This window comes from Kribbella sp. NPDC049227 (assembly GCF_043197265.1).
Taxonomy (GTDB): domain Bacteria; phylum Actinomycetota; class Actinomycetes; order Propionibacteriales; family Kribbellaceae; genus Kribbella.
The window spans coordinates 803,053-828,090 of record NZ_JBICST010000003.1 but is presented as its reverse complement, the minus strand read 5'-3'; the positions used below and the strand labels follow the sequence as shown (position 1 = coordinate 828,090).

At 69.0% G+C, this 25,038-nt stretch carries 23 protein-coding genes and 1 riboswitch; of the genes, 7 read left to right on the top strand and 16 right to left on the bottom strand.

Features of this window, described 5'->3' with window-relative positions; genetic code table 11:
* Window positions 1-17 precede the first annotated feature (17 nt).
* Window positions 18-707: a 3-keto-5-aminohexanoate cleavage protein gene (locus ACGFH6_RS16130; protein ID WP_393384329.1), complete on the top strand. Its 690-nt coding sequence runs from the start codon at window positions 18-20 to the stop codon at window positions 705-707.
* On the opposite strand, the gene surE is transcribed toward ACGFH6_RS16130, so the two are convergent.
* The 3 genes from surE to ACGFH6_RS16115 all read right to left on the bottom strand — a co-directional run bounded on the left by surE (window position 704) and on the right by ACGFH6_RS16115 (window position 6,423).
* Window positions 704-1,468 (bottom strand): 5'/3'-nucleotidase SurE, encoded by a 765-nt coding sequence (surE, locus tag ACGFH6_RS16125; protein ID WP_393384327.1) that lies wholly within the window; start codon window positions 1,466-1,468, stop codon window positions 704-706. The two genes, ACGFH6_RS16130 and surE, sit on opposite strands and share 4 nt — an antisense overlap.
* Before the next feature lie 22 nt (window positions 1,469-1,490).
* Window positions 1,491-5,189 carry a cobaltochelatase subunit CobN gene (gene cobN, locus ACGFH6_RS16120; protein WP_393384325.1) on the bottom strand — a complete coding sequence of 1,233 codons (3,699 nt, stop codon included), beginning with the start codon at window positions 5,187-5,189 and terminating at the stop codon, window positions 1,491-1,493.
* 35 nt (window positions 5,190-5,224) lie between these two features.
* Window positions 5,225-5,388, bottom strand: a riboswitch (cobalamin riboswitch).
* Between the two features lie 66 nt (window positions 5,389-5,454).
* Window positions 5,455-6,423 (bottom strand): DUF3500 domain-containing protein, encoded by a 969-nt coding sequence (locus tag ACGFH6_RS16115; RefSeq protein WP_393384323.1) that lies wholly within the window; start codon window positions 6,421-6,423, stop codon window positions 5,455-5,457.
* Window positions 6,424-6,450: 27 nt separating this feature from the next.
* On the opposite strand from ACGFH6_RS16115, the gene ACGFH6_RS16110 reads away from it, so the two are divergent.
* The gene (locus ACGFH6_RS16110; protein ID WP_393384321.1) at window positions 6,451-6,897 is read left to right on the top strand and encodes a hypothetical protein; all 447 of its coding nucleotides are present in this window, start codon (window positions 6,451-6,453) and stop codon (window positions 6,895-6,897) included.
* A 17-nt stretch (window positions 6,898-6,914) separates the two neighbouring features.
* Here ACGFH6_RS16110 and ACGFH6_RS16105 read toward each other — a convergent pair whose 3' ends face one another.
* Window positions 6,915-7,595 (bottom strand): histidine phosphatase family protein, encoded by a 681-nt coding sequence (locus tag ACGFH6_RS16105; RefSeq protein WP_393384320.1) that lies wholly within the window; start codon window positions 7,593-7,595, stop codon window positions 6,915-6,917.
* On the bottom strand, window positions 7,586-8,530 hold the full coding sequence (locus ACGFH6_RS16100; RefSeq protein ID WP_393384319.1) for a cobalamin biosynthesis protein: 945 nt from the start codon (window positions 8,528-8,530) through the stop codon (window positions 7,586-7,588). Before ACGFH6_RS16100 ends, ACGFH6_RS16105 begins: the two co-directional genes overlap by 10 nt.
* 43 nt (window positions 8,531-8,573) lie before the next feature.
* On the opposite strand from ACGFH6_RS16100, the gene ACGFH6_RS16095 reads away from it, so the two are divergent.
* The 3 genes from ACGFH6_RS16095 to ACGFH6_RS16085 are packed head-to-tail and all read left to right on the top strand — an operon-like array spanning window position 8,574 to window position 11,313.
* Complete coding sequence (locus ACGFH6_RS16095; protein WP_393384317.1) at window positions 8,574-9,386, top strand: serine hydrolase; 813 nt, start codon at window positions 8,574-8,576, stop codon at window positions 9,384-9,386.
* Window positions 9,383-10,447: a mandelate racemase/muconate lactonizing enzyme family protein gene (locus ACGFH6_RS16090; protein WP_393384316.1), complete on the top strand. Its 1,065-nt coding sequence runs from the start codon at window positions 9,383-9,385 to the stop codon at window positions 10,445-10,447. The genes ACGFH6_RS16095 and ACGFH6_RS16090 overlap by 4 nt, the downstream gene beginning before the upstream one ends.
* Entirely contained in the window at window positions 10,444-11,313 is an 870-nt protein-coding gene (locus ACGFH6_RS16085; protein ID WP_393384314.1) for an NlpC/P60 family protein, read from the top strand. The genes ACGFH6_RS16090 and ACGFH6_RS16085 overlap by 4 nt, the downstream gene beginning before the upstream one ends.
* Window positions 11,314-11,397: 84 nt before the next feature.
* On the opposite strand, the gene ACGFH6_RS16080 is transcribed toward ACGFH6_RS16085, so the two are convergent.
* The 3 genes from ACGFH6_RS16080 to ACGFH6_RS16070 form a co-directional block, all read right to left on the bottom strand.
* Complete coding sequence (locus tag ACGFH6_RS16080) at window positions 11,398-12,531, bottom strand: TerC family protein (protein ID WP_393384313.1); 1,134 nt, start codon at window positions 12,529-12,531, stop codon at window positions 11,398-11,400.
* Between the two features lie 282 nt (window positions 12,532-12,813).
* A complete protein-coding gene (locus ACGFH6_RS16075) occupies window positions 12,814-13,164 on the bottom strand; it encodes an MmcQ/YjbR family DNA-binding protein (protein ID WP_393384311.1) in 351 nt (116 codons plus the stop codon).
* Window positions 13,165-13,180: 16 nt separating this feature from the next.
* The gene (locus ACGFH6_RS16070) at window positions 13,181-13,549 is read right to left on the bottom strand and encodes a VOC family protein (RefSeq protein ID WP_393384309.1); all 369 of its coding nucleotides are present in this window, start codon (window positions 13,547-13,549) and stop codon (window positions 13,181-13,183) included.
* Window positions 13,550-13,798: 249 nt separating this feature from the next.
* Between ACGFH6_RS16070 and ACGFH6_RS16065 the strand changes: the two genes are divergently transcribed.
* A complete protein-coding gene (locus ACGFH6_RS16065; protein WP_393384307.1) occupies window positions 13,799-14,728 on the top strand; it encodes a nitrilase-related carbon-nitrogen hydrolase in 930 nt (309 codons plus the stop codon).
* A 46-nt stretch (window positions 14,729-14,774) separates the two neighbouring features.
* Here ACGFH6_RS16065 and uvrB read toward each other — a convergent pair whose 3' ends face one another.
* The 8 genes from uvrB to ACGFH6_RS16025 form a co-directional block, all read right to left on the bottom strand.
* Window positions 14,775-16,880 (bottom strand): excinuclease ABC subunit UvrB, encoded by a 2,106-nt coding sequence (gene uvrB / locus ACGFH6_RS16060; protein WP_393384305.1) that lies wholly within the window; start codon window positions 16,878-16,880, stop codon window positions 14,775-14,777.
* Between the two features lie 58 nt (window positions 16,881-16,938).
* Window positions 16,939-17,688, bottom strand: a complete 750-nt coding sequence (locus tag ACGFH6_RS16055) for a hypothetical protein (RefSeq protein ID WP_393384303.1) — start codon at window positions 17,686-17,688, stop codon at window positions 16,939-16,941.
* Window positions 17,689-17,722: 34 nt separating this feature from the next.
* Window positions 17,723-18,460 carry a hypothetical protein gene (locus tag ACGFH6_RS16050; RefSeq protein WP_393384302.1) on the bottom strand — a complete coding sequence of 246 codons (738 nt, stop codon included), beginning with the start codon at window positions 18,458-18,460 and terminating at the stop codon, window positions 17,723-17,725.
* Between the two features lie 44 nt (window positions 18,461-18,504).
* Window positions 18,505-19,566, bottom strand: a complete 1,062-nt coding sequence (locus ACGFH6_RS16045) for a hypothetical protein (RefSeq protein WP_393384301.1) — start codon at window positions 19,564-19,566, stop codon at window positions 18,505-18,507.
* Window positions 19,563-20,780, bottom strand: a complete 1,218-nt coding sequence (locus ACGFH6_RS16040) for a zinc ribbon domain-containing protein (RefSeq protein WP_393384299.1) — start codon at window positions 20,778-20,780, stop codon at window positions 19,563-19,565. The genes ACGFH6_RS16045 and ACGFH6_RS16040 overlap by 4 nt, the downstream gene beginning before the upstream one ends.
* Window positions 20,781-20,909: 129 nt before the next feature.
* Window positions 20,910-21,527 (bottom strand): dephospho-CoA kinase, encoded by a 618-nt coding sequence (gene coaE / locus ACGFH6_RS16035; protein WP_393384297.1) that lies wholly within the window; start codon window positions 21,525-21,527, stop codon window positions 20,910-20,912.
* 73 nt (window positions 21,528-21,600) lie between these two features.
* A complete protein-coding gene (rpsA, locus tag ACGFH6_RS16030; protein ID WP_393384295.1) occupies window positions 21,601-23,079 on the bottom strand; it encodes a 30S ribosomal protein S1 in 1,479 nt (492 codons plus the stop codon).
* Window positions 23,080-23,329: 250 nt separating this feature from the next.
* On the bottom strand, window positions 23,330-24,220 hold the full coding sequence (locus ACGFH6_RS16025) for a phosphotransferase family protein (protein WP_393384293.1): 891 nt from the start codon (window positions 24,218-24,220) through the stop codon (window positions 23,330-23,332).
* 25 nt (window positions 24,221-24,245) lie between these two features.
* On the opposite strand from ACGFH6_RS16025, the gene ACGFH6_RS16020 reads away from it, so the two are divergent.
* Entirely contained in the window at window positions 24,246-25,037 is a 792-nt protein-coding gene (locus tag ACGFH6_RS16020) for a class I SAM-dependent methyltransferase (protein ID WP_393384291.1), read from the top strand.
* Window position 25,038: the final 1 nt, after the last annotated feature.

Genomic DNA, 25,038 nt, shown 5'->3' with positions numbered 1-25,038 from the left:
TTAGGTAGCTTGGGGCCGTGCTGATCAAGGCGTGCCTGAACGGTGACCGGTCGCGAGCGGAGCACCCCGGCGTACCGGTGACTCCGGCGGAGTTGTCGGCGGAAGGTGCGGCTGCGGTGCGGGCGGGAGCGCTGGCGTTGCATCTGCATCCGCGGGGAGGTGATGAGCGCGAGAGCCTGTGGTGGGACGACATCCGGGCCGCGGTGGAGGCCGTGCGTGTGACCTGTCCTGGCGTGCCGGTCGGGGTGTCTACACGGGAGGAGATCGTGCCTGAGTTGGCGGCGAGGTTGCGGCTGATCGGCGAGTGGCAGCGCGGGCCGGATTTTGCGAGTGTGAACTTTCATGAGTACGGCGCGGAGCAGCTTGCGGAGTTGTTGATCGCGCGTGGGATCGGGGTTGAGGCTGGGTTGTTCACGCCTGCGGCCGCTGACAAGTACCTCGCCTGGGGTGGTCCGGTGGTGCGGGTGCTGGTCGAGGCGATTCCGGACGTGTCGCCAGGGGCGGATGGCGTGGAAGCGGCTCAGGCGGTGCTCGCTGTGCTGCCGACGCGAGACGTGCTGGTGCATGGCGAGGGCGAGTGGGCCTGGCCGGTACTGCGGTGGGCCTCGGCGCAGGGGTACGACGTACGGGTCGGGCTGGAGGACATGCTGACCGGGCCCGACGGACAGCCCGTCGGATCGAACGCGGACCTGCTCGGTTACCTCTAGGAGAGGCGCTTCGCGAGGGCGGTGGCGGCCGCGTCGTCCTTGACCTCGCGGATGCCGACGATCGGGGTGACGGTGACGTACCCGGCCTTCAGGAGCGCCTCGTCGGAGTCGGCCACTGGGTTGGGCAGGGGTGGTTCGAGCTCGATCATCGGCTCGCCAGTCGGAGCGGTGGTTCCGGCGACGCGCGAACGCTTGATCGGTGCCAGCGAGGCGTGCCGGACACCGCTGAGCTGGTCGAGCGGGCGATCCGGGACATTGATGGTCACAACCGTCCCGGCCGGCTCCGGCACGATCCAGGTGAGCGCCTCGGCCGCCACCGCGGCCGCTGTCGGCCAGTGGTCCGGGTCCTCGGAGTCGATGCTGATCGCCACCGCCGACAACCCCTGCCCCGCCGCGGTCAGCGCCGCCGCGACCGTGCCGGAGTGGAAGATCGGTACGCCGATGTTGTGGCCGCGGTTGATCCCCGACAACACCACATCCGGAGCCCGCCCGAACGCCCCGACGGACGCCAGCGTCACCGCGAGAGCCGGCGTACCGTCGACGCCGATGTAGGTGACGCCGTTCTCCTCCAACGTCGCCGTCCGGATCGGCCGCCCGACCATCCCGGCACGCGCCGAGCCGACGCCGCTCTCGTCGTACAGCGGTGCCAGCACGAGCACCTCATGTCCGAGCGCGGCGATCGCGGGTGCGAGCGCCCGGATCCCCGGAGCCTGGTAACCGTCGTCGTTGGTGATCAGGACTCTCAACTGTGGAGGCGCCATACCCCCACCCAATCACAGGACGTCAGCCGCGGTCCTCGATATCGCCTTCCGTCTCAAGTACTGCGCTGCGGAGCGTCTCCAGCGCCTCCGGTGACGGTTCCGCCCACAGCCCTCGCTGGGCTGCCTCGAGTAGGCGTTCGGCGATGCCGTGCCGCGCCCACGGGTTGGACTTGCGGAAGAACTCCGCTATCTCGGGGTCGGCGACGTACTCCGTTGTCAGCGTCTCGTACATCCAGTCGTCGACCACGCCGGCGGTCGCGTCGTACCCGAAGAGGTAGTCCACGGTCGCGGCCATCTCGAAGGCGCCCTTGTACCCGTGCCGCCGCATCGCCGTCATCCACCGCGGGTTCACCACCCGGGCCCGGAAGACGCGCTTGGTCTCCTCCTCCAGGGTCCGCGTCTTCACCTGCGCCGGTACGGCGGAGTCTCCGACGTACGCCTTGGGGTTGGCCCCGGTGAGGTGACGGACCATGGCGATCATGCCGCCGTGGTACTGGAAGTAGTCGTCGGAGTCCATGATGTCGTGCTCGCGAGTGTCCGCGTTCTTCGCCGCCACCTGGATTCGGGCGTAGGCGCGTTCCATCGAACCGCGGGCCTCGGCGCCGTCGAGGCCCTTGCCGTACGCGTACCCGCCCCAGACCGCGTACACCTCGGCAAGCTCGGCGTCGGTCCGCCAGTTCCGCGCGTCCACGAGCGGCAGCAGGCCGGCGCCGTACGAGCCCGGCTTGGAGCCGAACACCCGGGCGGTCGACGACCGTACGTCGTTGCCGGCCGCAACGTCGGCGTCCACGTGTGCGCGGAGGTAGTTGTCCGAAGCCCCTTCCTCCAGAGCGGCGACTGTGCGCACCGCCTCGTCCAGGAGCGTGACCACGTGCGGGAACGCGTCCCGGAAGAACCCGGAGATCCGGATCGTCACGTCGACCCGCGGCCGGCCGAGCTCCTCCAGGCTGACCACCTCGAAGCCGGTGACCCGCCGTGACGCGTCGTCCCAGACCGGGCGGCAGCCGAGCAGCCACAACACCTCGGCGAGATCGTCGCCCTGGGTCCGCATGGCCGACGTACCCCAGACCGTCAGGCCGACCGACCGCGGCCACTCCCCCGTCTCGGCCTTGTGCCGGGCCAGCAGCGAGTCGGCCAGCGCGACCCCGACGTCCCAGGCGTTGCGGCTCGGGATCGCCTTCGGGTCGACAGCGTAGAAATTGCGGCCGGTCGGCAACACGTTGACCAGACCGCGGGTCGGCGAGCCGGACGGACCTGCCTCGACGAAGCGGCCGTCCAGGGCGCGCAGTACGTTCGTCAGTTCGTCACCGGTGCGTGCGAGCCGCGGCACGACCTCCTCGGCGGCAAAGGTGAGCGACGCCTCGACCTGTTCCGACGACCGCCCGAGCACCTCGATCACGACGACCGGGACCTTCGCGGCCTCCCAGCTCAGCGTCTCCATCCCGACGACGAGCTTGCGCGCGACGGCTTCCAGCAGGTCGACACCGTCGGCGCCACTCACCGCCGGCAGATCCGCGAGCGTCGCCAGCTCGGCAAGCTCCGGCACGGCCCGGCCGGGATCGGCGAGCATGGCCGCCTCGTCGACTCCGAACGTCTCCCCCAGCGCGGTGCGCAGACCGGGAATCGAGTACGACCCGCCCCAGAGCTGCCGCGCACGCAGTACGGCGAGCACCAGGTTGACCCGTGCCTCGCCGGCCGGTGCACCACCGAGGATGTGCAAACCGTCGCGGATCTGGACGTCCTTGATCTCGCACAGGTAGCCGTCGAGGTGCAGGACGAACTCGTCGAAGTCGTCGTCCTCGGGCCGCTCGGACGTATGCAGGTCGTGATGCAGTTGCGCGGCCTGGATCAGGGTCCAGATCTGCGCACGCAGCGTCGGCACCTTGTCCGGGTCCAGAGCCGAAACGGTCGCATACTCGTCGAGCAGATACTCCAGCTTCGCCATGTCGCCGTACGTCTCGGCCCGCGCCATCGGCGGGACCAGGTGGTCGACGACGGTCGCGTGCGCGCGCCGCTTCGCCTGCGTCCCCTCACCGGGGTCGTTGACGATGAACGGGTAGACCATCGGCAGATTCCCGAGGACGGCGTCCGGCGCGCAGCCGGCCGCCATCCCGATCCCCTTGCCCGGCAGCCATTCGAGCGTGCCGTGCTTGCCCAGGTGGACGACCGCGTGCGCACCGAAGCCGCCGTCCGACGGCGCGGCCTCCAGCCAGCGGTACGCCGCCAGGTAGTGATGCGACGGCGCCATGTCCGGGTCGTGGTAGATCGCGACAGGGTTCTCCCCGAAGCCGCGCGGCGGCTGGATCATCAGTACGACGTTCCCGAAGCGCAGCGCCGCCAAGGCGATCGCGGGCTCGTCTCCGGACGTGTCGACGTACAGCTCACCGGGCGCCTCACCCCACGCCCCGGTCATTGCCTCGCGCAACGACTCCGGGACGCGACCGAACCACTGCTGGTAGACCGACCGCGGGATCTTCGCGACGGCGTTGGCCAACTGCTCGTCGGTGAGCCAGTCGACGTCGTGACCGCCCGCCGCGATCAGCCGGTGAATCAGCCCGTCGCCTTCCAACTCGTTCACGTCGAGATCGCCCAGGTCGTACCCGGCCGCCTGGAGCTGACCGAGCAGGACGACCGCCGAGGCCGGAGTGTCCAGGCCGACCGCGTTCCCGATCCGGGCGTGCTTGGTCGGGTACGACGACAGCACCAGCGCGAGTCGCTTGTCGCGGTTCGGCACGTGGCGGAGCCGTGCATGCGCGACCGCGATCCCGGCCACCCGGGTACACCGCTCCGGGTCCGGCGCGTAGCGGGCCAGACCGTCGGAGTCGTACGCCTTGAAGGAGAACGGGATCGTGATCAGTCGCCCGTCGAACTCGGGGATCGCCACCTGGGTCGCGGCGTCCATCGGACTGATCGCGGCGTCGCTGGCCAGCCACTGCTCGCGGGTCGAGGTCAGCGCGAGGCCTTGGATCAGCGGGATGTCGAGGGACGCGAGCGCTCCGGCGTCCCAGGCATCGTCCGAGCCGCCCGCGCTCGCGTTGGCCGCGACGGACCCGCCGGCAGCGAGGAGAGTCGTGACGAGGACGTCGCACTTCCGCAGCAGGTCGAACAGTCCGGCGTTCTCATCGCTGGTCGGGTCGAGTCCGCGGAGCGACCCGCAGTACACGGGCAGCGGCTGCGCGCCGGCGGCCTCGACCGCACTTGCCAGCGCATCGACGAAGGCCGTGTTCCCGGAGATCTCGTGTGCTCGGTAGTAGACGATCCCGACCACCGGCCGCTCATCCTCGACGAACGTCCCGCGGACGCCGTACGCCGGGAGTGTGCGGGGCGGGTCGAACGCGTCGCCCGTCAGCAGGAGCGTGTCGCTCAGGAAGCCGGCCAGGTTGCGCAGATTCTCGGAGCCGCCTTCGCGCAGGTAGGCCAGCGCCTCTGTCACCGCGCCCGCAGGTACGGTCGACAACGACATCAGCTCGGCGTCTGGCGCGGCCTCGCCACTGATCACGACCGCCGGCCTGCCGGAGGCGAGCACCGCGTCGAGGCCGTCCTCCCAGGCCCGGCGACCGCCGAGCAACCGGACCACGACGATCTCGGCCGCGTCCAGCAACGGGGTCAGGTCGGCGAGGTCGAGCCGGGCGGGGTTCGCGACCTTCCACCCGGCGTCCGCCTCGGCGGCGGCGAGCAGATCGGTGTCGGCGGTGGAGAGCAGCAGGAGGTTCGCGGGCATGCGCGACCGGTCCTTCCTCGGGGTGTCCACGCCCCGTCCGGAGGTGCGACAGCGGCAGTTCCTGACTCCCCTACGCCTGACTACGGCGCCGGGTCACAGTGGCGGGACCGTCCCGGACTCACACCGGGTTCCTACCCATGCCATCGCTTGACGGGCGCGACTCTATCCGACGACCCGAACCGCCACACCATCACAATCGCCCCGACGGTGCCTGCGTGAGGGAGGCGGCACCGGGACGGCGGCGGTTGTGATGGCCTGGCGGTCCTCAGCGGTGCAGGGCGTAGTGGGCGGCGAGGAGGTCGGTGCCCCAGTCGTTGCGGAGGTCTCGCCAGACGGAGTGGATGTGGTTGGCGTCGTCCTGGGTGTTGTCGTACTCGGCCAGGAACGTCGGGCCGGCGATCGAGTAGTAGTGGCGGTGGCCGATGCCTGGTTCGGTCGCGCCGGCCCAGGCGAAGCTGAGGCGCTCGATGCCCTGGTCGGTGATGTCCTGCCAGGTCTGCAACCCGATCGGTCCGGCGGCCCTTCCGACGTACTGGCCGATGAGGAGGCTGAACAACTGCCGTTGTTCCGCGGTCATGTCGCCGTACGCGAGGCCCTGGTGGAGAAGCTTGGCGTCGGCGACCGGGTCGTGCCGGGTCAGGATGTCGTCGGGTGCCTCCGGTGAGACGACGGCGACCTCACGCTGGGCCGGCTCGAGCGCGTGCAGGAGCTGGAAGCCGAGGTCCTGCTCGGCGGCGAGGAAACGCCGGCCGGCCTGCGGCCCGGACCGGACCTCGGCCGGGTTCGACCCGAGGAACTGCGGGGTGAACGAGATCGCCCCGTCCACGAGCGTGACGTGCAAGGCCAGGTGGTGACCGTTCAGCCGCCAGGCCCACGGCTCCGTCCCGGCGGGATCACCCAGGACGCGGAGGTAGTACCGGTCGGCGACGACGGATCCCTCCCACTCCCGCGACGGCGGGAGCTCCGGGATCCCGCGCACGATGATCTCCGCGTCCCACACCGCCCAGACGTCGGCCACACCGCGCTCGCTGCACCCGATCGCGACGAGCCGCTCCACCAACTGCTGCTGGGCCGGAGTCAGCTCCGTCAGCGGAAGCCCCGGTACCGCACCCGGCAGGTAGGTCCACTGCTTGTGGTCCGGGGTGTCGAACGCCGCCTTGATCTTGTCCAGCTGCGCCGGCGACAGGCTCGCCAACAGTTCGAGAACCGCTTCCCGGGTCTGCTCCACAACCATGCCGATGCTCCCGTTCCGTCGACCAGAATGCCTCGCCCAGCCTACGACGACCACCTCGCCCCGGTCGCGACACGTGCGGACCCGACGCCGTCGTACGCTGCGCTGGTGTCTGGACCGTCAGGGGCTCGCGGCGTGGTCTCTGTCGTGGTGGGCTCCCTGAGCAGGCCTGGCGTGATGCTGGCCGTCTACCTGGTCTTCCTGTTCGTTCTGTACCTCGTCACTGCGGACCCTTACAAGGCGATCACCCTTCCGTTCGCAGCCGTCATCGGCCCGCCGGGCTTCGCAGTTGTGCGGTGGGCGTGGACCAAGCGCATCCGCCCCTGGTGGATCCTTCGTCGGCGCGGTGAGAGTCCGGAGCACCCCGGGCCGGCGAGTCGGGCGTTCGCCCTCGGTTTCGCACTCCTGCTGATGGTGGCCGGGGTGGCGGCGATGCTGCTCGCGGCGTTGTTCATCCTCGCCGCCGTGCGCGGGTGAACCTGTCGGCTGCCGCCTTACAGCCAGGCCGATCGCTCTCGCTCGGACGGCTCGTACGTCGTCCACTGTTCGAACGGCCGGTCCAGCTTGTACCGGAAATCCGGCTGCCGCAGCAGGACGCGCGTTTCGGCGTTGTCCGGGTTCCGCAGCGTCTCGAAGAACTTGACCGACCAGTGGAACCAGCGCATGCAGAACAGCCGCATGGTCAGCCCGTGCGACACCAGCAACACGTTCCGCGGCGCGTCCGGGGACTCGAAGTCGCGGTGCATCGTCTCCAGGAACGTCGACACCCGGTCGTACACGTCGGACCCCGACTCACCGTGGGTGAACCGGTAGAAGAAGTGCCCGAACCGGTCCCGGAGCACCTCCTGCCGCTCGATGTCCGCGGTGTCCTGGTAGTTGGCCCAGTCCTGCTCCCGCAGCCGTGGCTCCTCCCGGGGCTCACCGATCAGGTCGTCCAGCCCGAGTGAATCCAGCGTCTGCAAGGCCCGCACGTACGGCGAGACGTACACGCGGGCCGGCTCGTTCTCGAACAGCTCCCGCAGGTACTTGCCCGCCTTGGCCGACTGCTCGTGCCCGTGCGGCGTGAGCGGGATCGCGTGGTCGGGTACTCGCTCGAAGATCGACTTGTCCAGGTTCGCCTCGGACTCACCGTGCCGGATCAGTGCGATCCGCAGCGGGCGGTGACTCAACCCCATCGTGTTCCCTTCCGGCCGGCGACGGCCAGGATCGCGGCGACCCCAGCGGCGACCCCAGCCGCAACCACACCGACGCGCCTGGCCAGCGCCGCGGTACGGCGTACGTCCGCAACCGCCGGTGTAGGCCCGTCGCCCAGTGTGCCTCGGTCCTCCTGGTACGACCCGTAACTGTTCGTGCCGCCCAGGGTCAGATCCAGCGCACCGGCGAACGCGGCCTCGACCGGCCCGGCGTTCGGGCTCGGGTGCTTCCGCGCATCCCGCTGCCAGACCTGGATGGTCTGCCCGGGCCGGCCGGCGGCGAGTCCGGTGAGCACGGCGCACACGCGAGCAGGCAGCAGGTTGAGTACGTCGTCCAGCCGCGCCGACGCCCAGCCGAAGTTGAGGTACTTCGCGGACTTGTAGCCCACCATCGCGTCCAGAGTGTTGGCGGCGCGGTAGCCGAGCAGCCCCGGTACGCCGAGCACCCCGCCCCAGAGCAGCGGAGCGACGCACGCGTCGGAGGTGTTCTCGGCGATCGACTCCACGGTCGCGCGGGCGAGTTCGTCGGCTTCCAGACTGGTCGCGTCTCGCGCACACAGGTGGCTGAGCCGGTCGCGGGCCGCCGGGATGTCCTTCTCCTCGAGCAGCCCGGCCATCACCTCGGCCTCGCGCTCCAGACTTCGGGCGCCGAGCACGGTCCACGTCGTGGCCGCGGTGACGAGCGTGTGGACGATCGGACGATTCCGGGTCAGCCGCTCGACCACGGCTCCGGCGGCTGCCGTCGTACCGACCAGGGCGACCGTGTACGCCGTACCGGCCGCGCGGGAATCGGCGTACCAGCGGGACTCCACCCGGGACGCCGCCTGCCCGAAGCCGGCCACCGGGTGGAAGCGGCGGGGATCACCGAGAACACGGTCGGCCGCGAAGCCGAGGAGGAGACCGATTGCCCTGGACACCCTTCGCAGTCTGCCAGGGCAGTGGTGTGGTTGGGTGATCGGCATGGGAATCGCGGAACTGCTCCGGGACGTCGACGGGAGCGGCGCCTTCGGGGTTTGGCTGGGGCGGCTGGACGGCGTACCGGTGTTCGAGCATCTGGCGGAGCGGACGCACTACTCCGCGAGCACGATGAAACTCCCGGTGGCGATGGCGATGATGCGCAAGGTAGACGCGGGTGAGCTGGCGCTCGACCAGCCGGTGACCGTGCACAACGACTTCGCGTCCGCGGCCGGCGGGCGGTTCGGCGTGAACCCGGACGAGGACGAGGCGCCGGCGACCTGGACGAAGCTGGGTGAGCAGGTGCCGCTCGGGTGGCTCGCGACGGAGATGATCACCCGGTCCAGCAACCTCGCGACGGACCTCGTGCTGGAGCAGGTCGGGATCGACGCCGCCCACACGGTGCTCGCGGAGTACGGCCCCGGCGACAGCGCGATCCGGCGCGGGATCGACGACGGGCCGGGCGTGCGGGCCGGCATCAGCAACCTGATGAGCCCGGCGGGTCTGGCCGGCGTACTGGTTGCTGTCGGCAATCAGCAGGGCGCCTCGGGCAACTACCTGCGCGACCTGCTGGCCGGCAACCAGTGGAACGGCGAGATCCCTGCCCTGCTGCCGGCCGGGACCCGGGTCGAGCACAAGAACGGCTGGGACACCCGGATCCGCCACGACGGCGGCATCGTCCGCCCACCCGACGCCGAACCGTTCGTGCTGGTCGTGTGTACGACGTCCGACCTGGCCGACGCGGATGCGCAGAAGCTGATCGCGAACATCGCGCTCGAGGCGTGGAACCACCGGCGCGACCTCGGAGGGGTCCGATGAAGGTCAGCACGCATCTGGTCTCGGCGCCGCTGCACACACCGTTCATCACGGCACTGCGAACGGCGACACACGCGGACTCGCTGCTGGTCGAGGTGAGCGACGGCGGGGTCAGCGGCTGGGGCGAGGCTCCGCAGGTGTGGAAGGTGACCGGCGACTCGCTCGCCGGGTCGCAGGCCTGCGTCGAGGGACCGATCACCGCGGCCCTGGACGGTCTCGGCCCGGACGACCTCACTGAGGCCTTGCGCCGCGTGCAGAACGCCGCGGCCGGCAACTTCGGCGCGAAGGGCGCGGTCGACGTCGCGCTGCACGACCTCGCCGCGCGGCGACGCGGGCAGACGCTGCACGGTTTCCTCGGCTCGACCGTCGACATCGTGCGCACTGACATGACGCTGTCCGTCGGCGATCCCGATACGCTCGCGGCCGCGGCACAGGCCCGGCTCGCGGACGGTTTCGACGTACTGAAGGTCAAGGTCGGCACCGACGCCCGCGCCGACGTCGAGCGGGTCCGGCGCGTCCGCGAGGCGATCGGCCCGGAACCGACGCTGCGACTGGACGCCAACCAGGGCTGGTCCCGACGCGACGCGGTCACCGCCATCCGGGCGATGGAGGACGCGGGCTGCGACCTCGAACTCGTCGAGCAGCCGGTCGTTGCCGCCGACCTCGAGGGCATGGCCTGGGTGACCGACCGGGTCCGTACGCCGATCCTCGCCGACGAGTCCGTGTACGACGTACGCGACCTGGTGAACGTGATCCGGTACGGCGCCGCTGACATGGTGAACGTCAAGCTGGCCAAGTGCGGCGGACTCGGGCCGGCCCGGACCCTGCTGGAACTGGCCCGCGAGCACGGGATCCGGACGATCGTCGGCTCGATGATGGAGAGCCACGTCGGTGTCGGAGCGGCGGCCGCGCTGGTGTCGGCCTACCCGACGTCCGCGGTCAACGACCTCGACGCGGCCTGGTGGCTGAAGCAGGCGCCGGTGACCGGAGGGATCCGGTACGACGGCGCACTGATCCACCTGCCTGCGGCTCCTGGTCTCGGCGTGACAGGCTTGACCGTATGAAGCTAGTCGCCGCCAAAGTCCCGGTCAGTACCGTCTGGACCGCGCCGGACGCGCCCCGCGACATCGATGCCGCGGCCGTCGCCGCCCAGCCCGATGTCGCCGCGTGGGCGAAGTCCATGGACACCGAGACCCGGCTCGGCCTGCACGGCCGGACCCTGACCCAACTGCTGTTCGCCGAACCTGTCCTGGTCCGCTCGGAGCGGGACGGCTGGTCGGAGATCCTGGCACCCTGGCAGCCGTCGTCCAACGATGAGCTCGGGTACCCGGGCTGGGTGCCGTCGAGCCACCTGGGTGAGCTGCCCAGCAGCGCGACGGCGCCCGTCGCGATCACGGTCCCGACCGCGACGCTGCTCGCTGAGCCGGGCGCGGGCGCGCCGCTGGGCGAGCTCTCGTTCGCGACCGTCCTGGCGTCGACCGAGCACGCCGACGGGTACACCCGGGTGGCTACCCCGGATGGCGGGTCAGGCTGGCTGGCGGACGACGTACTGCGGTCCGTCGAGCAGCCGTCCGCACCTGAGGATCGGCTGCGGCTGGGGGCGATGTTCCTCGGGCTCGAGTACCTGTGGGGCGGGACCTCGGCGTACGGCCTGGACTGCTCCGGCCTGACCCACGCGGTCTGCCGGGTGCTCGGGCTGCGCATCCCTCGCGACGCGCACGACCAGGCCGACGCGCTGGAGAACATCAGTGTCGACGAGGCGCGACCCGGCGACCTGTACTTCTTCGGCCGGCCCGGCAAGCAGGTCCACCACGTCGGCTTCGTCTCCCCCACCGGGATGCTGCACGCGTCGGAGACCGGCAAGCGCCTGGAAGACGCGCCGGTGCCCGACGAACGCAGAGCCACCCTGGTCGCCGCGGCCAGGCTCTGACCGTCTCGACGCGACGTCGCCCCGGACCAGGCCGGTCCGGGGCGACGTCGGTTCTTCGGGTCAGGACTTCTCGGTGTCCGAGGGTCAGGACTTCTTGGCGTCCGACTCCTGCGGCTCGGGCTCGCGGATCGAGTCGAGCTCGGCCTGGGTCTTCGGGTCGAGCTCGGCCGTCGTACCGTTCGGCCGCCTGTCGACCGGGGTCGACTCGTCCAGCTCGCCGCCCTCAGCCGGGGGGTCGGTCGGGTCCTGCTTGGTGATGCGGGACTTGCGCAGGCTCGCGACCGTGGTGATGCCGAGGGTGATGATGATGAAGCCCAGCGAGAACCAGATCGGGATCTCCGGGGCCCACTCGATGTGGTGGCCGCCGTTGATGAACGGCAACTCGTTCACATGCATCGCGTGCAGGACCAGCTTCACGCCGATGAACGCGAGCACCACCGACAGGCCGATGGACAGGTAGACCAGCCGCTTCAGCAGGTCGCCGAGCAGGAAGTACAACTGCCGCAGACCCATCAGTGCGAACACGTTCGCCGTGAAGACCAGGAACGGCTCCTGAGTCAGTCCGTAGATCGCCGGGATCGAGTCGAGTGCGAACAGCAGGTCGGTCGTGCCGAGCGCGATGATCACGATCGCCATCGGAGTGACGAGCCGCTTGCCGTTCTTGACGATGGTGAGCTTGACGCCGTTGTACTCGTCGGTGGCGTTCAGGCGCTTCTTGGCGAACCGGATGACCGCGTTCTCCTTGAAGTCGTCGTCGTCGTTCTCACCCTGCTTGGCCAGGTGGATCGCGGTGTAGACCAGGAACGCGCCGAACAGGTAGAAGATCCACGAGAACTGGTTGATCGCGGCGGCGCCGACCGCGATGAACACGCCGCGGAACACCAGCGCCAGGATGATGCCGATCAGCAGCGCGGTCTGCTGATACTTCCTGGGTACGCCGAACCTGGACATGATGATCAGGAAGATGAACAGGTTGTCGACGCTCAGGCTGTACTCGGTCAGCCAGCCGGCGAAGAACTCGCCCGCGTACTGCCCACCGGAGAACAACCAGACGCCGAGGCCGAAGACCACCGCGAGACCCACGTAGAACGCGATCGCGGTCGCGGACTCCCGGGTACTCGGCTCGTGTGGACGGCGGCCGATGATGAAGACGTCGAAAGCCAGCAGCGCGAGAAGCACGCCGACCGTGATGTACCAAACGTAGTCAGCAACGTGCACAGACACCTCCGGAGCTCAGCTGAAACAGGACTCCGAAGGTCTCTTCCGCCGGACTCGCACCGCGAGTCTGGCCGGTGGCACCGGGCGCGGGGGCGAACCCCTGACCGTGATGACGATGCCGCCGCGAAGGAATACTCCCCTTCTCCACGTCTATTCTGACTGGTCGATGTCCAAGTCTCCAAATCCCGGGGCACCGTGTCCGGCTGTCGGAATGATCACAACCGGACCAGGAATAGTTGCGCTGTGTGATCAGTCCGCCTGTTTCAGGCGTGTCGTCCGCGGCTAGGTCGGACGCTTGCTCTTGGGGAGTTTGCCCACGATCGTCTCGTACGACGCGTCGATCAGCTCGAGGATCTCGTCGTCCGGCACGCTGCCGCCGAGGCGAACGCTGTTCCAGCCGGAGCGGCCGATGTACGCCATCTTGGTGACGTCACCAGGGTAGGTGTCGACCAGTTCGTCGGCCTCCTCCCGGTTGGCGCCGCACTTGATCCCGACCCCGTCCCCGCCTCCCAGGAACGCGAAGATCTTGTCGCCGACCTTGGCGACCACATCGCCGTCCCAAGGCTCGTCCTGCCACGCCCCCGGCTTCCCCAAGCAGTGCTCGAGCACGTCAGCGCCACTCATTCGCGCCATGTCACTCCCTCTCAGCTCAGCTGTGTGAGACAGCCTCGACGTTGTTGCCGTCGGGGTCTCGGACGAAGACGGCGTAGTAGCCGGGGTGGTACTCCGGCCACTCCTTCGGCTCGTGCAGGATCTCGGCACCCAAGTCCCGGGCGGTCCGGTGGACCGTGTCGACGGTGGCCCGATTCGGTGCCGTGAACGCGATGTGGATCTCCCGCTGCGTACCGCCGGTCGTCTGCTTCCCGAGCCAGAACTTCGGTGCGCCGTCCGGCCCGCCCAGGGCGAGAACATCGCCGAACTCCATGACCACGGTGATCCCGATCGGCGCGAGCAGCGTCTCGTAGAACCGGCGGCTTGCGTCCAGGTCGTCGCATTGCAGCGACACGTGATCGAACATGTCGTCCTCCCCTTGGTGATCCTGGAACGCACGCTAGCCCCTCCCGAGAACAGAACTCGACCGCCGGGCACGACCTACGCTGCGGGACGTGACTGCAGTTGTCGTTGGCGTGGCGCGTGTGGTGTGGTGCGCCCGATCATCGGAAACTTCTTGTCGCTGGGTGCAACTTTGTTTCCGAAGATCGCCCGCTGCGTCGTGCGTCGCGTGCGTGTACATCTGAGGTAGTCGAGTGCGTCCTAGGCTGCGGGCATGAGTTCTGTTGTCGTTGCCGCGGTTCAGGCCGGCTCCACACTGTTCGACACGCCCGCGACGCTGGCGAAGGCGGAGCGGTACGTTCGCGAGGCGGCCTCGGACGGTGCACGGCTGGTCGTGCTGCCGGAGGCGTTCCTGGGCGGGTACCCGAAGGGACTCGATTTCGGTGTGACGGTCGGGTCCCGATCACCGGAGGGGCGCGACACGTTCCGGCGGTATCGGGAGGCGGCGGTCGACGTACCCGGACCGGAGACGGCCCGGCTCGCTGGGCTGTCGGCTGAGCTCGGCGTACATCTGGTTGCCGGGGTGATCGAGCGCGCAGGAGGAACGTTGTACTGCACGGCGGTGTTCATCGATCCGCGGCAGGGGCTGGTGGCGACGCACCGCAAGCTGATGCCGACCGCCGCCGAGCGGTTCCTGTGGGGTCAGGGCGACGGGTCGACGATGCCGGCGGTGCGGACCGAGTTCGGGGTGCTCGGGTCGGCGATCTGCTGGGAGAACTACATGCCGCTGTTCCGGCAGGCCATGTACGCCAAGGGAGTCGAGATCTGGTGTGCACCGACGGTCGACGACCGCGAGCAGTGGCAGGCGACGATGCGGCATGTCGCGCTCGAGGGGCGCTGCTTCGTGATCAGCGCGAACCAGTATCTGACCCGGGCGGATCTGACGGATGATCTGCACCCGATCCAGGGTGAGGCACCGGACACGGTGCTGATCGACGGTGGGAGCGTGGTGATCTCACCGCTGGGCGAGATCCTCGCCGGCCCGCTGCGGGGCGGCGAGGGGGTCCTGCTCGCGGAACTCGACCTCGGCGACCTGGACCGTGGCAGGTTCGATTTCGATCCGAACGGCCACTACGCCCGCCCCGACCTCTTCACCCTCCAGGTCAACGAGTCACCCCAACACACAGTCCAACCACACAACTGACGCGGCGACCCCGGCCGACCCAGGTCGGCCGGGGCTGAGCGGTCTCCTACTTCATGCCGGCGTTGGTCATCTGGCGGAGTTCCTTCTTCAGTTCGGAGATCTCGTCGCGGTAGCGGGCGGCGACCTCGAACTGCAGTTCGGCCGCCGCGTTGTGCATCTGGTCGGTCAGCTGCTGGATCAGGTCGGCCAGGTCGGACGACGGCAGCCCGCCGGCCAGCTCCTTCGCCTTCTCGCCCGCCTTCGCCTTGCCGCCACCCGGCACCGGCGCCTTGCCGCGGGACTGGGTCCGGCCGGAGCCGAGCAGGTCGGCGGTGTCCGCGTCCTCGCGGGCCAGCATGTCGGTGATGTCGGCGATCTTCTTCCGCAGCGGCTGCGGGTCGACCCCGTTCGCCTCGTTGTACGCGATCTGCTTGGCGCGACGACGGTTGGTCTCGTCGATCGCCAGTTCCATCGACGGGGTGATCTTGTCGGCGTACATGAACACCTGGCCGGACACGTTCCGGGCGGCACGGCCGATGGTCTGGATCAGCGACCGGCCGGAGCGCAGGAAGCCTTCCTTGTCCGCGTCCAGGATCGCGACCAGCGACACCTCGGGCAGGTCCAGACCCTCACGCAGCAGGTTGATGCCGACCAGTACGTCGTACTCGCCCTGGCGCAGCTCGCGGAGCAGCTCGACCCGGCGCAGGGTGTCCACCTCGCTGTGCAGGTACCTGGTCCGGATGCCCATCTCCAGCAGGTAGTCGGTCAGGTCCTCCGACATCTTCTTGGTCAGCGTGGTCACCAGGACGCGCTCGTCCCGCTCGACCCGGAGCCGGATCTCGTGGATCAGGTCGTCGATCTGACCCTTGGTCGGCTTCACGATCACCTCGGGGTCGACCAGTCCGGTCGGCCGGATCAGCTGCTCGACGAAGCCGTCCGACTTGTCCTGCTCGTACTGCCCCGGGGTCGCGGACAGGTAGACGGTCTGGCCGATCCGCTCCAGGAACTCCTCCCAGCGCAGCGGCCGGTTGTCCATGGCGGACGGCAGCCGGAACCCGTGCTCGACCAGGGTCCGCTTCCGGGACATGTCGCCCTCGTACATACCGCCGATCTGCGGGACGGTCACGTGCGACTCGTCGATGACCAGCACGAAGTCCTCGGGGAAGTAGTCCAGCAGACAGTGCGGCGCCGTCCCGGGCTCGCGGCCATCGGTGTGGCGCGAGTAGTTCTCGATGCCGGAGCACGTCCCGATCTGACGCATCATCTCGATGTCGTACGTCGTCCGCATCCGGAGCCGCTGTGCCTCCAGCAACTGGCCACCACGCTCGAGCTCGGCCAGCCGCTCCTCCAGCTCGGCCTCGATCGACGTGATCGCGCGCTCCATCCGCTCCGGCGCGGTGACGTAGTGCGTCGCGGCGCCGATGTAGACCTCGTCCTCCTCGCTCAGCACCTCACCGGTGAGCGGGTGCAGCGTCATCACCCGCTCGATCTCGTCACCGAAGAACTCCACCCGGACGGCGAGCTCCTGGTACACCGGGAAGACCTCGAGCGTGTCGCCGCGGACCCGGAACGTGCCGCGGGTGCCGGCCAGGTCGTTGCGCGCGTACTGCACCCCGACGAGCTTGCGCAACAGGCCGTCGCGATCCATCTCGGTGCCGACCTTCACGTGGATCATGCGGTTCAGGTACTCGTCGGCGGAGCCCAGGCCGTAGATGCAGGAGACGGTCGCGACCACGATCACGTCGCGGCGGGTCAGCAGCGACCAGGTCGCCGAGTGCCGCAGCCGCTCGACCTCCTCGTTGATCGAGGAGTCCTTCTCGATGTAGGTGTCCGTCTGCGGGACGTACGCCTCCGGCTGGTAGTAGTCGTAGTACGAGACGAAGTACTCGACGGCGTTGGCCGGGAAGAAGTGCCGCAGCTCGTTCGCGAACTGGGCGGCGAGTGTCTTGTTCGGCTGCAGGATCAGCATCGGGCGCTGGATCTTCTCGGCCAGCCAGGCGATCGTGGCGGTCTTGCCGGTACCGGTCGCGCCGAGCAGTACGACGTCCTGCTCCCCGCCGTTGATCCGGCGCTCCAGGTCCGCGATCGCGGCTGGCTGGTCACCGGCCGGCTCGAAGTCGGACACCACCTCGAGCGGCGCCACCATACGCTGAAGATCCGAGACCTGTCTCATGCCCTCCACCGTACGGCGCCGCGCCGACAGTTCCGAAAAACCCCAGGTCAGGGCCGGATCAGAAGCTCTTCATCAGGGTGTTGTTCATGTAGACGAGCTCGCGGACGCGGCGCTTGTAGACGCTGAGTTCCAGGGCCGCGTCGGTGGCGGTGATCTTGCCGGACTCGTCGGCGTACGCCGTGACGAAGCCGCGGAACGGGAGGAACTTGCCGGCGGCGGCCGGGACGAGCGCGTTGAACGTCACCGCGTAACAGGCCTTGATCGCCGGGTTGGTCGTCTTGCAGGCCACCGTCTTGCCGATCCGGACGTCCTTGAACCCGTCCGACTCGATGTCGACCAGGTGCTCGGCGAACCCCTTCGCGTCGTACTGCGTGGTCTGACGGACCCAGTAGTAGCCGTCGATCCGCCCCCGCGCCCCGGGCTGCTGCAGGATGTAGTTGGTCCCGCCCTTGGACTTGTCCCAGTCCGGCAGCCACCCCTTGACCGGGGTGAACCAGAGCCCACCACCAATCTCGACGCCGGTGTCGTACCGGCCCTTGGTGACGGCCGCCTTGGTCGGAGACGGCGTCGGCGGCGTGTACAGCGTGCCGGTCGGGTCTGGCGTCTGCTCGGCGACCGGCTGCTCCTTGTCGCCGCCGGTCACCAGTACGACGACCCCGACGGCGATCAGCGCGACGGCGACGATCGTGCCGGCCATGATGATCCACCGGGACCGCATCGAGCCCGACGACTGCCGTTGCGGCCCGCCCGGCCCACGTCCCCAGCCACCCGGCGCGGAGTTCGGGGGCGGCCCGTACTGCTGACTCATAACTCTTCCTCGCGGTATGTCTGGGATGTCCTCGTCACAGGCTGTCGAGCACCGACTGCTTCATGGTCGCGGCGTCCGCCTCGGCTTGCGGCGCGAAGTCGATCCGGGTCCGGAAGTCCAGCGCGGTGACCACCTGGTCCTTGCGCCGGTACGCCTCGACGTACCCCTGGACCTTGACCTGCTGTCCGCTCTTGTCCTTGGTGGTGGAGGTGTAGCTGATCGCGACGCACTCCTCCAGGACGTCCTTCGGGCAGGTCAGGTTCCGTACGTTGCCGAGTTGGGCGATCTCGTTCTGGGTCTCGCCCTCGACGATCCCGAGCACGTACGCCTTCGCGGTCACGTTCTGCTTCTGCCGGACCCAGAAGAACGCCCGGGCGTCGCCGCTGGCCGCGTAGGAGACGAACTCCTTGCCCTGCGTCTCCTTCTCCAGCAGGCTCCAGCCCGCGGCCGGTACGACGGCGACGCCGGACCCGACCAGGACTGCGTTCGGCGGCGGCGTGTACGTCGACGTCGGCGTACTCGCGGTCGTCGTCGGAGACGGCGGTGGAGCCGGGTCTGCTGTGTCGTCTCCTCCGGACAGCAGATAGAGCCCGACCGCGACCGCCACGACCACGATCAGGCCGGCTCCGGCCGGGATCAGGTACGTCGGGATCCGCGGACCCTGGGTCGGGCCCGCGGACCGGGCCGGTCGCGACCGGCCCGGCAATCGCCGCGACGGCGGCGGCTCCGGCGTACCCGGAGCCGCACCGTCGTCCGGCGCTGGGTTCCTCACCCAAGGGTTCGGCCTGCCGGCCGCGCCCTCGGCGCGCTTGCGGATCACTGGCTCTTGAGCACCGACTTCAGCATCTCGTTCGAGTCCTTGTTGATGGCATCGAACTTCGACTTCAGCCCGTACACCCGCACCAGCGTGATCACGCCGTCGTTGCGCTCGACCACGCCGACGAACCCGACCACCGGCTCGCTGCCGTTCTGGCTGGACGAGGTGGCGGAGAAGCTCTGCGTGGTGAGGATCTTCACCGGGGTCTTGTCGTCCGGCCCCGGCTTGGTCACCTTCGGCTCGTTCTTCTTCACCGCGGACAGGTCCCCGGTCTCGGCGCCGATCAGCTTCGGCAGGATGGTGTCGGTGTTCTCACCCTCCTTGCCCTTGAAGGCCTCCACCATGAAGTAGGCCTCCTTGGCCTTCAGCAGGTAGACGCCGTCAAACCCCTTCAGCTCCTTGCGGACGTAGCCGGGCTGCGGCTTCACGAAGACGCCCTCGGCGACCTCGATGCCCTCGTCGACGTTCTCGGTCGGCTCGGTGCTCTGCCCGTTGGTCGGCTGCGGGGTCGGCTCGGCCTGCTTGTCGTCACCGCGACCGAAGATCAGCGCCAGCACGACACCGATCACCGCGACGACGACGATCGCACCGCCGGCCAGGAACAGGATCTTGTTCCCGCCCTTGCTGCGCGGAGTCTGACCGCCGTACTGGCCCCACTGCTGCTGCTGACCGGGGTACTGCTGTTGCTGGCCCGGGTAGCCCTGCTGCTGGCCTTGGTACTGCTGCTGGCCCTGGTACGGCGCCTGCTGCTGACCCGGGTAGGGCTGCTGACCCTGACCCTGCCCCTGGTACGGCGGTTGACCCGGCTGACCGTAGCCCGGCGGCGGAGCCTGCGGCGGCCGCCCGGGCTGCTGCCCGTAACCAGGCTGCCCCTGTGGCTGCTGACCAGGCTGGCCGTAGCCGGGCTGGCCCTGTGGTGGCTGGCCGTAGCCAGGCTGACCTTGCGGCGGCTGCCCCGGCTGACCGTAGCCGGGCTGACCCTGCTGACCCGGCTGGCCGCCGTACGGGGGCTGCTGCCCGGGGTGGCCACCCTGACCGTAGGGCGGTGGCTGGTTGCTCATGCCTGCGTCTCCCCAGTCGTCGCGTCGTATCCACCAGCCCCGCCGCCTGCCACGGCCTGTGCTGCCACACCACGGGCGGACTTCGGTACCGATCGCACCGAGTTGCCGCACGCGGAGCAGAAGTCGGAGTGCGGGAGCAGCGGCATCTCACAGCGCGAGCAGAACGCCAGCTCGCCCGACGCGTGGTTGGAGCCGCCGCGGGCGGCCGACTCCAGCGCCGCCTCCAGCAGACCCTTGTGCAGGACCGTGCGGACCCGGATGATCAGCGCGCCGAGCAGCAGCAGACCCCAGACCACACCGAGGATCGCGCCGACCGTCGAGCCGTGACCGCCGACGAACCCGAGCAGGTAGACCCCGCCCTGGAACAGCGCGTTGATCACGATCGCCTGGATCACCGCGAACACCCAGCGCGGGGTGAAGCCGTCGTACCCCTCACCCAGGCCGGAGAACTCAGCACCGGCCAGGCCGGTCGCCGAACCGTAGATCAGCGGCTTGATGAAGCCGTGCAGCAGGACGATCGAGATCCAGGTGCCCGCGCTGCTGCCCGGACCGGCGAAGCCGCCGCTGATCCAGCCCCAGTGCAGCACCAGCGTCTCGAAGCACGCGTAGCCCACACCGGCCACCACGCCGAACGTGAAGCCGTCCATCAGGTCGTCGTACCGCGGCCGGGAGGCCAGGTAGAGCGGGCCGATCTGGCGGATCAGCTCCGACACCACCGGCACCAGCAGGAGCAGGATCAGCAGGTCCCGCCCGGCCGGACCGGCGTCGTTGCCGCCGATCGTGTCCAGGCTCAGGGCGATCTTGTCCGACCAGATCCAGGTGAACACCGCGGCCAGTACTCCGGTGAGCACGAACGCCGCGGCGACGACCGGGATCGGCTCGTCCTCCCAGAGGTTCACGTCGTACAGATAAAGGATGTAGACGATCGGGATCGAGAACGCCGCCACCATGATCGCCACCGGCAGCGCGCCGAGCGCGGCGGTGAGAACGGTCAGCAGCAGCGCGACGCCGAGCGCCACCTTGTAGGTATAGGGCTGCTTGCCCGAGCCCTGCGGCATGATCGTCGAAACCAGCCGGAACGACGCCACTGGCTCATCCGGCCTGGCGGCGTACGCCTTCTTCCGCTCGGCATCCCCGGAGCGCACATCGTTGCCACAGTGGTGGCAGAAGTGCGACACCTCGGGGACGTCTGAGTTGCAGCGCGGACAGACCACGCCATCCTCCCAACCTCGGACATCCGGACCGGCGCGGGGCGCGCCGTCGGTGGCCGGCCCAGAGCCTGGGCCGAACCGGGACAGATTCTTGTACAGCCGGTCCCGGATTCATCATTTACCGCGCAGGGGTCACCTTTTCGTGTCCGGACCGTGCCCTGCCCGTCGTTCGAGCTCTGCCCACACCTCGTCGACGCGGCGATCCAGGTCGGCGAGGGAGCCGGAATTGTCCACGACAAGACCGGCGACGGCGAGCCGATCCTCGCGGGATGCCTGGCTCGCGATGCGCTGTTTCGCTTCTGTGTCAGGCATTCCGCGCTGCGCGGTCAGCCGTTCGAGTTGTACGTCGACCGGTACGTCGACGATCACGACGACGTCGAAGCGGTCCGCCTGACCGGTCTCCACCAGCAGTGGGATGTCGTGCACGACGATCGCTCCCGCCGGTGCCGCGGCCTCGATCTCGGCCGCCCGGGCCCGTACGCGCGGATGAACGATCGCCTCGAGCCTGCGCCGCGCCGCCGCATCACCGAACACGATCTGCCCGAGCGCCGGCCGGTCCAACTCCTCCTCGGCAGTCAGCACGCCGGCCCCGAACTCCGTCACCACCTCGGCGAGACCTTCGGTGCCCTTGGCCACTACTTCCCGCGCCAGCACATCGGAGTCGATCACCACAGCCCCGCGCTCGGCAAGCCGCGCCGACACAGAACTCTTCCCCGCCCCGATACCCCCGGTCAGCCCGACTCTCAGCACAACAGCACCCTACAGACGAGCGAGACCCCCGCATCCAGTACGGGGATGCGGGGGTCTCGGGTCCTGCGGTGGATCAGCCCTGGCCGGTCAGCTTCTCGCGGAGGGCCTGGAGCGCCTCGTCGGAAGCGAGCGCGCCCTCGACGGGAGCGTCGTCCTTCGGAGCCGCGGCCGAGGAGTACGTCGATGCCTCGCCGGCCTCGACGTCCGCCGTCTTGGCGTCCTCGATCTGCTTCTTGTGGGCCTCCCAGCGCGAGTGGGCCTCGGCGTACTGCCGCTCCCACTCCTCACGCTGTGCGTCGAAGCCGTCGAGCCACTCGCCCGTCTCCGGGTCGAAGCCCTCGGGGTAGACGTAGTTCCCCTGCTCGTCGTACGTCGCCGTCATGCCGTACAGCGTCGGGTCGAAGTCGTCCGAGACCGGGTCGACACCCTCGTTGGCCTGCTTCAGCGACAGCGAGATCCGGCGCCGCTCCAGGTCGATGTCGATGATCTTGACCAGGACGTCGTCGTTGACCTGGACGACCTGCTCCGGGATCTCGACGTGCCGCTCGGCCAGCTCGGAGATGTGCACCAGACCCTCGATGCCCTCCTCCACACGGACGAACGCACCGAACGGAACCAGCTTGGTGACCTTGCCGGGCACGATCTGGCCCATCTGGTGGGTCCGGGCGAACTGCTGCCACGGGTCTTCCTGGGTCGCCTTCAGCGACAGCGAGACGCGCTCGCGGTCCATGTCGACGTCCAGCACCTCGACGGTGACCTCCTGGCCGACCTCGACCACCTCGGTCGGGTGGTCGATGTGCTTCCAGGACAGCTCCGACACGTGCACCAGGCCGTCGACGCCACCGAGGTCCACGAACGCACCGAAGTTGACGATCGAGGACACGACGCCCTTGCGGATCTGGCCCTTCTGCAGCTGGGTGAGGAAGTTCATCCGCACCTCGGACTGGGTCTGCTCCAGCCAGGCGCGGCGGGACAGGACCACGTTGTTGCGGTTCTTGTCCAGCTCGATGATCTTCGCCTCGATCTCCTGGCCGACGTACGGCTGGAGGTCGCGGACCCGGCGCATCTCGACCAGCGAGGCGGGCAGGAAGCCACGCAGGCCGATGTCGAGGATGAGGCCACCCTTGACGACCTCGATGACGGTGCCGGTGACGACGCCGTCCTCCTCCTTGATCTTCTCGATCGTGCCCCAGGCCTTCTCGTACTGGGCGCGCTTCTTCGAGAGGATCAGACGGCCTTCCTTGTCCTCCTTCTGGAGTACAAGGGCCTCGACGTGGTCGCCGACGTTGACGACCTCGTTCGGGTCGACGTCGTGCTTGATCGACAGCTCCCGGGAGGGGATGACGCCTTCGGTCTTGTAACCGATGTCGAGCAGGACCTCGTCCCGGTCGACCTTGACGATGGTGCCCTCGACGATGTCGCCGTCGTTGAAGTACTTGATGGTCTGATCGATCGCCGCGAGGAAGTCTTCCTCCGACCCGATGTCATTGACCGCTACCTGCGGGGTGTTGCGCACTGCGGGGTCGAGAGGTGCCTCGATGCTGGCCGTCATGTGGTGGGTTGCTCCGTGGACTGGTGGTGTCGTTCGGTCGCGTCATGAACCGTTGGATCGCACCAAACCGCTGGATTGCCTGAAGAGGACAGATTCACCACCGACTGCTGCGAGCACGAGCCTGCTCCGTCCGAGGTCGCGCGGGCCCATAGCGCATCTCACAGAATACGGGTATTGACGAAGGCAGGGCAACCCGGGGCACCCGGCCTCCACCGGCTGCCCGCCGAGGCTTCCCGACGTCTCACTGATCTCAATGTACGACGTCCAGGTCCACTCGGCCCCCCGCGAGGCTACTCGTGTCCGCCATTCGGGAGACCAGGTCGTGCGCCGCGGCCGCGATCTCGTGTTCGGTGGAGCGGGACGCCAGATCCAGCAGCGCCCACAGGTCCGCCGCCCGCCCGAGATCCACCAACGGCTCGCCCAGCCCCGGCCCGCTCCCCCGGATCACGCTCAGCACCGCGCCGGCCAGCACCGGATCGGCGCAGAACCGGAAAAGGTTTCCCAGATCCGTGTACGGCGACCCGGCGTGGCTGAACTCCCAGTCGATCAGTCCGGTGATCCGGGCCGTGGCCGGGTCGACCAGCAGGTTCTTCGGGTTGAAGTCGCTGTGCACCAGGCAGACCCGGTCGACCCCGTCGGCCAGCACGTCCTCGGCCTCGGCGATGACCGCGCCGAACCGCTCCAGCTGTCCCGGGTCCAGGCCGAGGTCGAGGCCCTCGACGTACTGCTCGAGATCCCCGAGGCCGAAGGGCTCGATGGCCAGCTCACCGCCGCGGAACTCGCCGAAAGTCAGGAACGGCATCCCACCCAGCCGCACCAGCAACTCACCCAGCTGCTCCCCGACCGTCCGCCGCTCCGACTCGCCTGCCGTCTCCAGGTAGACCTGCAGGTTCACCCCCGGCAGCCGCTCGGTCAGCAGGTACGGCGGATCTTCCGGCGACCCCTCGCGCTTCGCCTCCAGCACCTTCGGGACAGGCAGCAGTCCGCGGACCAGCTGCAGCAACGCCGCGTCCACGGCCGCCCGCTCGGGCTGCTTCACATACAGCTTCAGTACGGCGTCCTCGCCGCCGGCACTCACGGCGTACGTCTGCCCGCCGTACCCACCCGCCAACGGAACGGCACTGGCCGCGAAGTCGCTCATACCGCTGAACACTAGAGTTTGGTCCGTGAGCGGGCCGGTGCGGGTGGAGTTGAGCGAGGCGGAGACCTCCCGGGCCAGCCGGGCGTACTGGAACTCCGCGGCCGACGACTACTTGTCGGAGCACGGCGAGTTCCTCGGCGACGACCGCTTCATCTGGTGCCCCGAAGGTGTCGACGAGGAGTCGGCCCAACTGCTCGGACCGGTCCGGGGCAAGCGCGTGCTCGAAGTCGGCTGCGGAGGCGCCCAGTGCTCGCGCTGGCTGGCCGGACAGGGCGCCGACGTGGTCGCCTTCGACATCTCGCTCGAGCAACTCCGGATCGCGCGGCAACTCGACGCCCGCACCGGCACGGCAGTCCGCACGGTCGCCGCCGACGCGGTAGCCCTCCCCTATCAGAGCAGCACGTTCGACATCGTCTGCTCGGCGTTCGGTGCGCTGCCGTTCGTCGCCGACGCCACGAACGCACTGCGCGAGATCGCCCGGACGCTGAAGCCGGGCGGTCTGCTCGTGTTCTCGGTGACACACCCGATCCGCTGGACCATGCCGGACGACCCGACCCGCGCCGGTCTGCGGATCACCCATTCGTACTTCGACCGGACGCCGTACGTCGAGGTGGACGACGCCGGTACGCCGATCTATGCCGAGCACCACCGGACGACCGGCGACTGGATCCGGGCGCTCACCACCGCGGGCTTCGTCGTGGACGACCTGCTCGAGCCGGAGTGGCCGGCAGGTCACGACCTGGTCTGGGGTGGCTGGGGACCAGACCGCGGCCGGCTCGTTCCCGGCACCGCGATCTGGTCCGCCCACAAGGCCTGAG

Coding starts and splice junctions, on each gene's coding strand:
- surE (WP_393384327.1), bottom strand. CDS start 1,468: ATGGCGCCTCCACAGTTGAGAGTCCTGATCACCAACGACGACGGTTAC.
- cobN (WP_393384325.1), bottom strand. CDS start 5,189: ATGCCCGCGAACCTCCTGCTGCTCTCCACCGCCGACACCGATCTGCTC.
- ACGFH6_RS16115 (WP_393384323.1), bottom strand. CDS start 6,423: ATGGTTGTGGAGCAGACCCGGGAAGCGGTTCTCGAACTGTTGGCGAGC.
- ACGFH6_RS16110 (WP_393384321.1), top strand. CDS start 6,451: ATGCCTCGCCCAGCCTACGACGACCACCTCGCCCCGGTCGCGACACGT.
- ACGFH6_RS16105 (WP_393384320.1), bottom strand. CDS start 7,595: ATGGGGTTGAGTCACCGCCCGCTGCGGATCGCACTGATCCGGCACGGT.
- ACGFH6_RS16095 (WP_393384317.1), top strand. CDS start 8,574: ATGGGAATCGCGGAACTGCTCCGGGACGTCGACGGGAGCGGCGCCTTC.
- ACGFH6_RS16090 (WP_393384316.1), top strand. CDS start 9,383: ATGAAGGTCAGCACGCATCTGGTCTCGGCGCCGCTGCACACACCGTTC.
- ACGFH6_RS16085 (WP_393384314.1), top strand. CDS start 10,444: ATGAAGCTAGTCGCCGCCAAAGTCCCGGTCAGTACCGTCTGGACCGCG.
- ACGFH6_RS16075 (WP_393384311.1), bottom strand. CDS start 13,164: ATGGCGCGAATGAGTGGCGCTGACGTGCTCGAGCACTGCTTGGGGAAG.
- ACGFH6_RS16070 (WP_393384309.1), bottom strand. CDS start 13,549: ATGTTCGATCACGTGTCGCTGCAATGCGACGACCTGGACGCAAGCCGC.
- ACGFH6_RS16065 (WP_393384307.1), top strand. CDS start 13,799: ATGAGTTCTGTTGTCGTTGCCGCGGTTCAGGCCGGCTCCACACTGTTC.
- uvrB (WP_393384305.1), bottom strand. CDS start 16,880: ATGAGACAGGTCTCGGATCTTCAGCGTATGGTGGCGCCGCTCGAGGTG.
- ACGFH6_RS16055 (WP_393384303.1), bottom strand. CDS start 17,688: ATGAGTCAGCAGTACGGGCCGCCCCCGAACTCCGCGCCGGGTGGCTGG.
- ACGFH6_RS16045 (WP_393384301.1), bottom strand. CDS start 19,566: ATGAGCAACCAGCCACCGCCCTACGGTCAGGGTGGCCACCCCGGGCAG.
- rpsA (WP_393384295.1), bottom strand. CDS start 23,079: ATGACGGCCAGCATCGAGGCACCTCTCGACCCCGCAGTGCGCAACACC.
- ACGFH6_RS16025 (WP_393384293.1), bottom strand. CDS start 24,220: ATGAGCGACTTCGCGGCCAGTGCCGTTCCGTTGGCGGGTGGGTACGGC.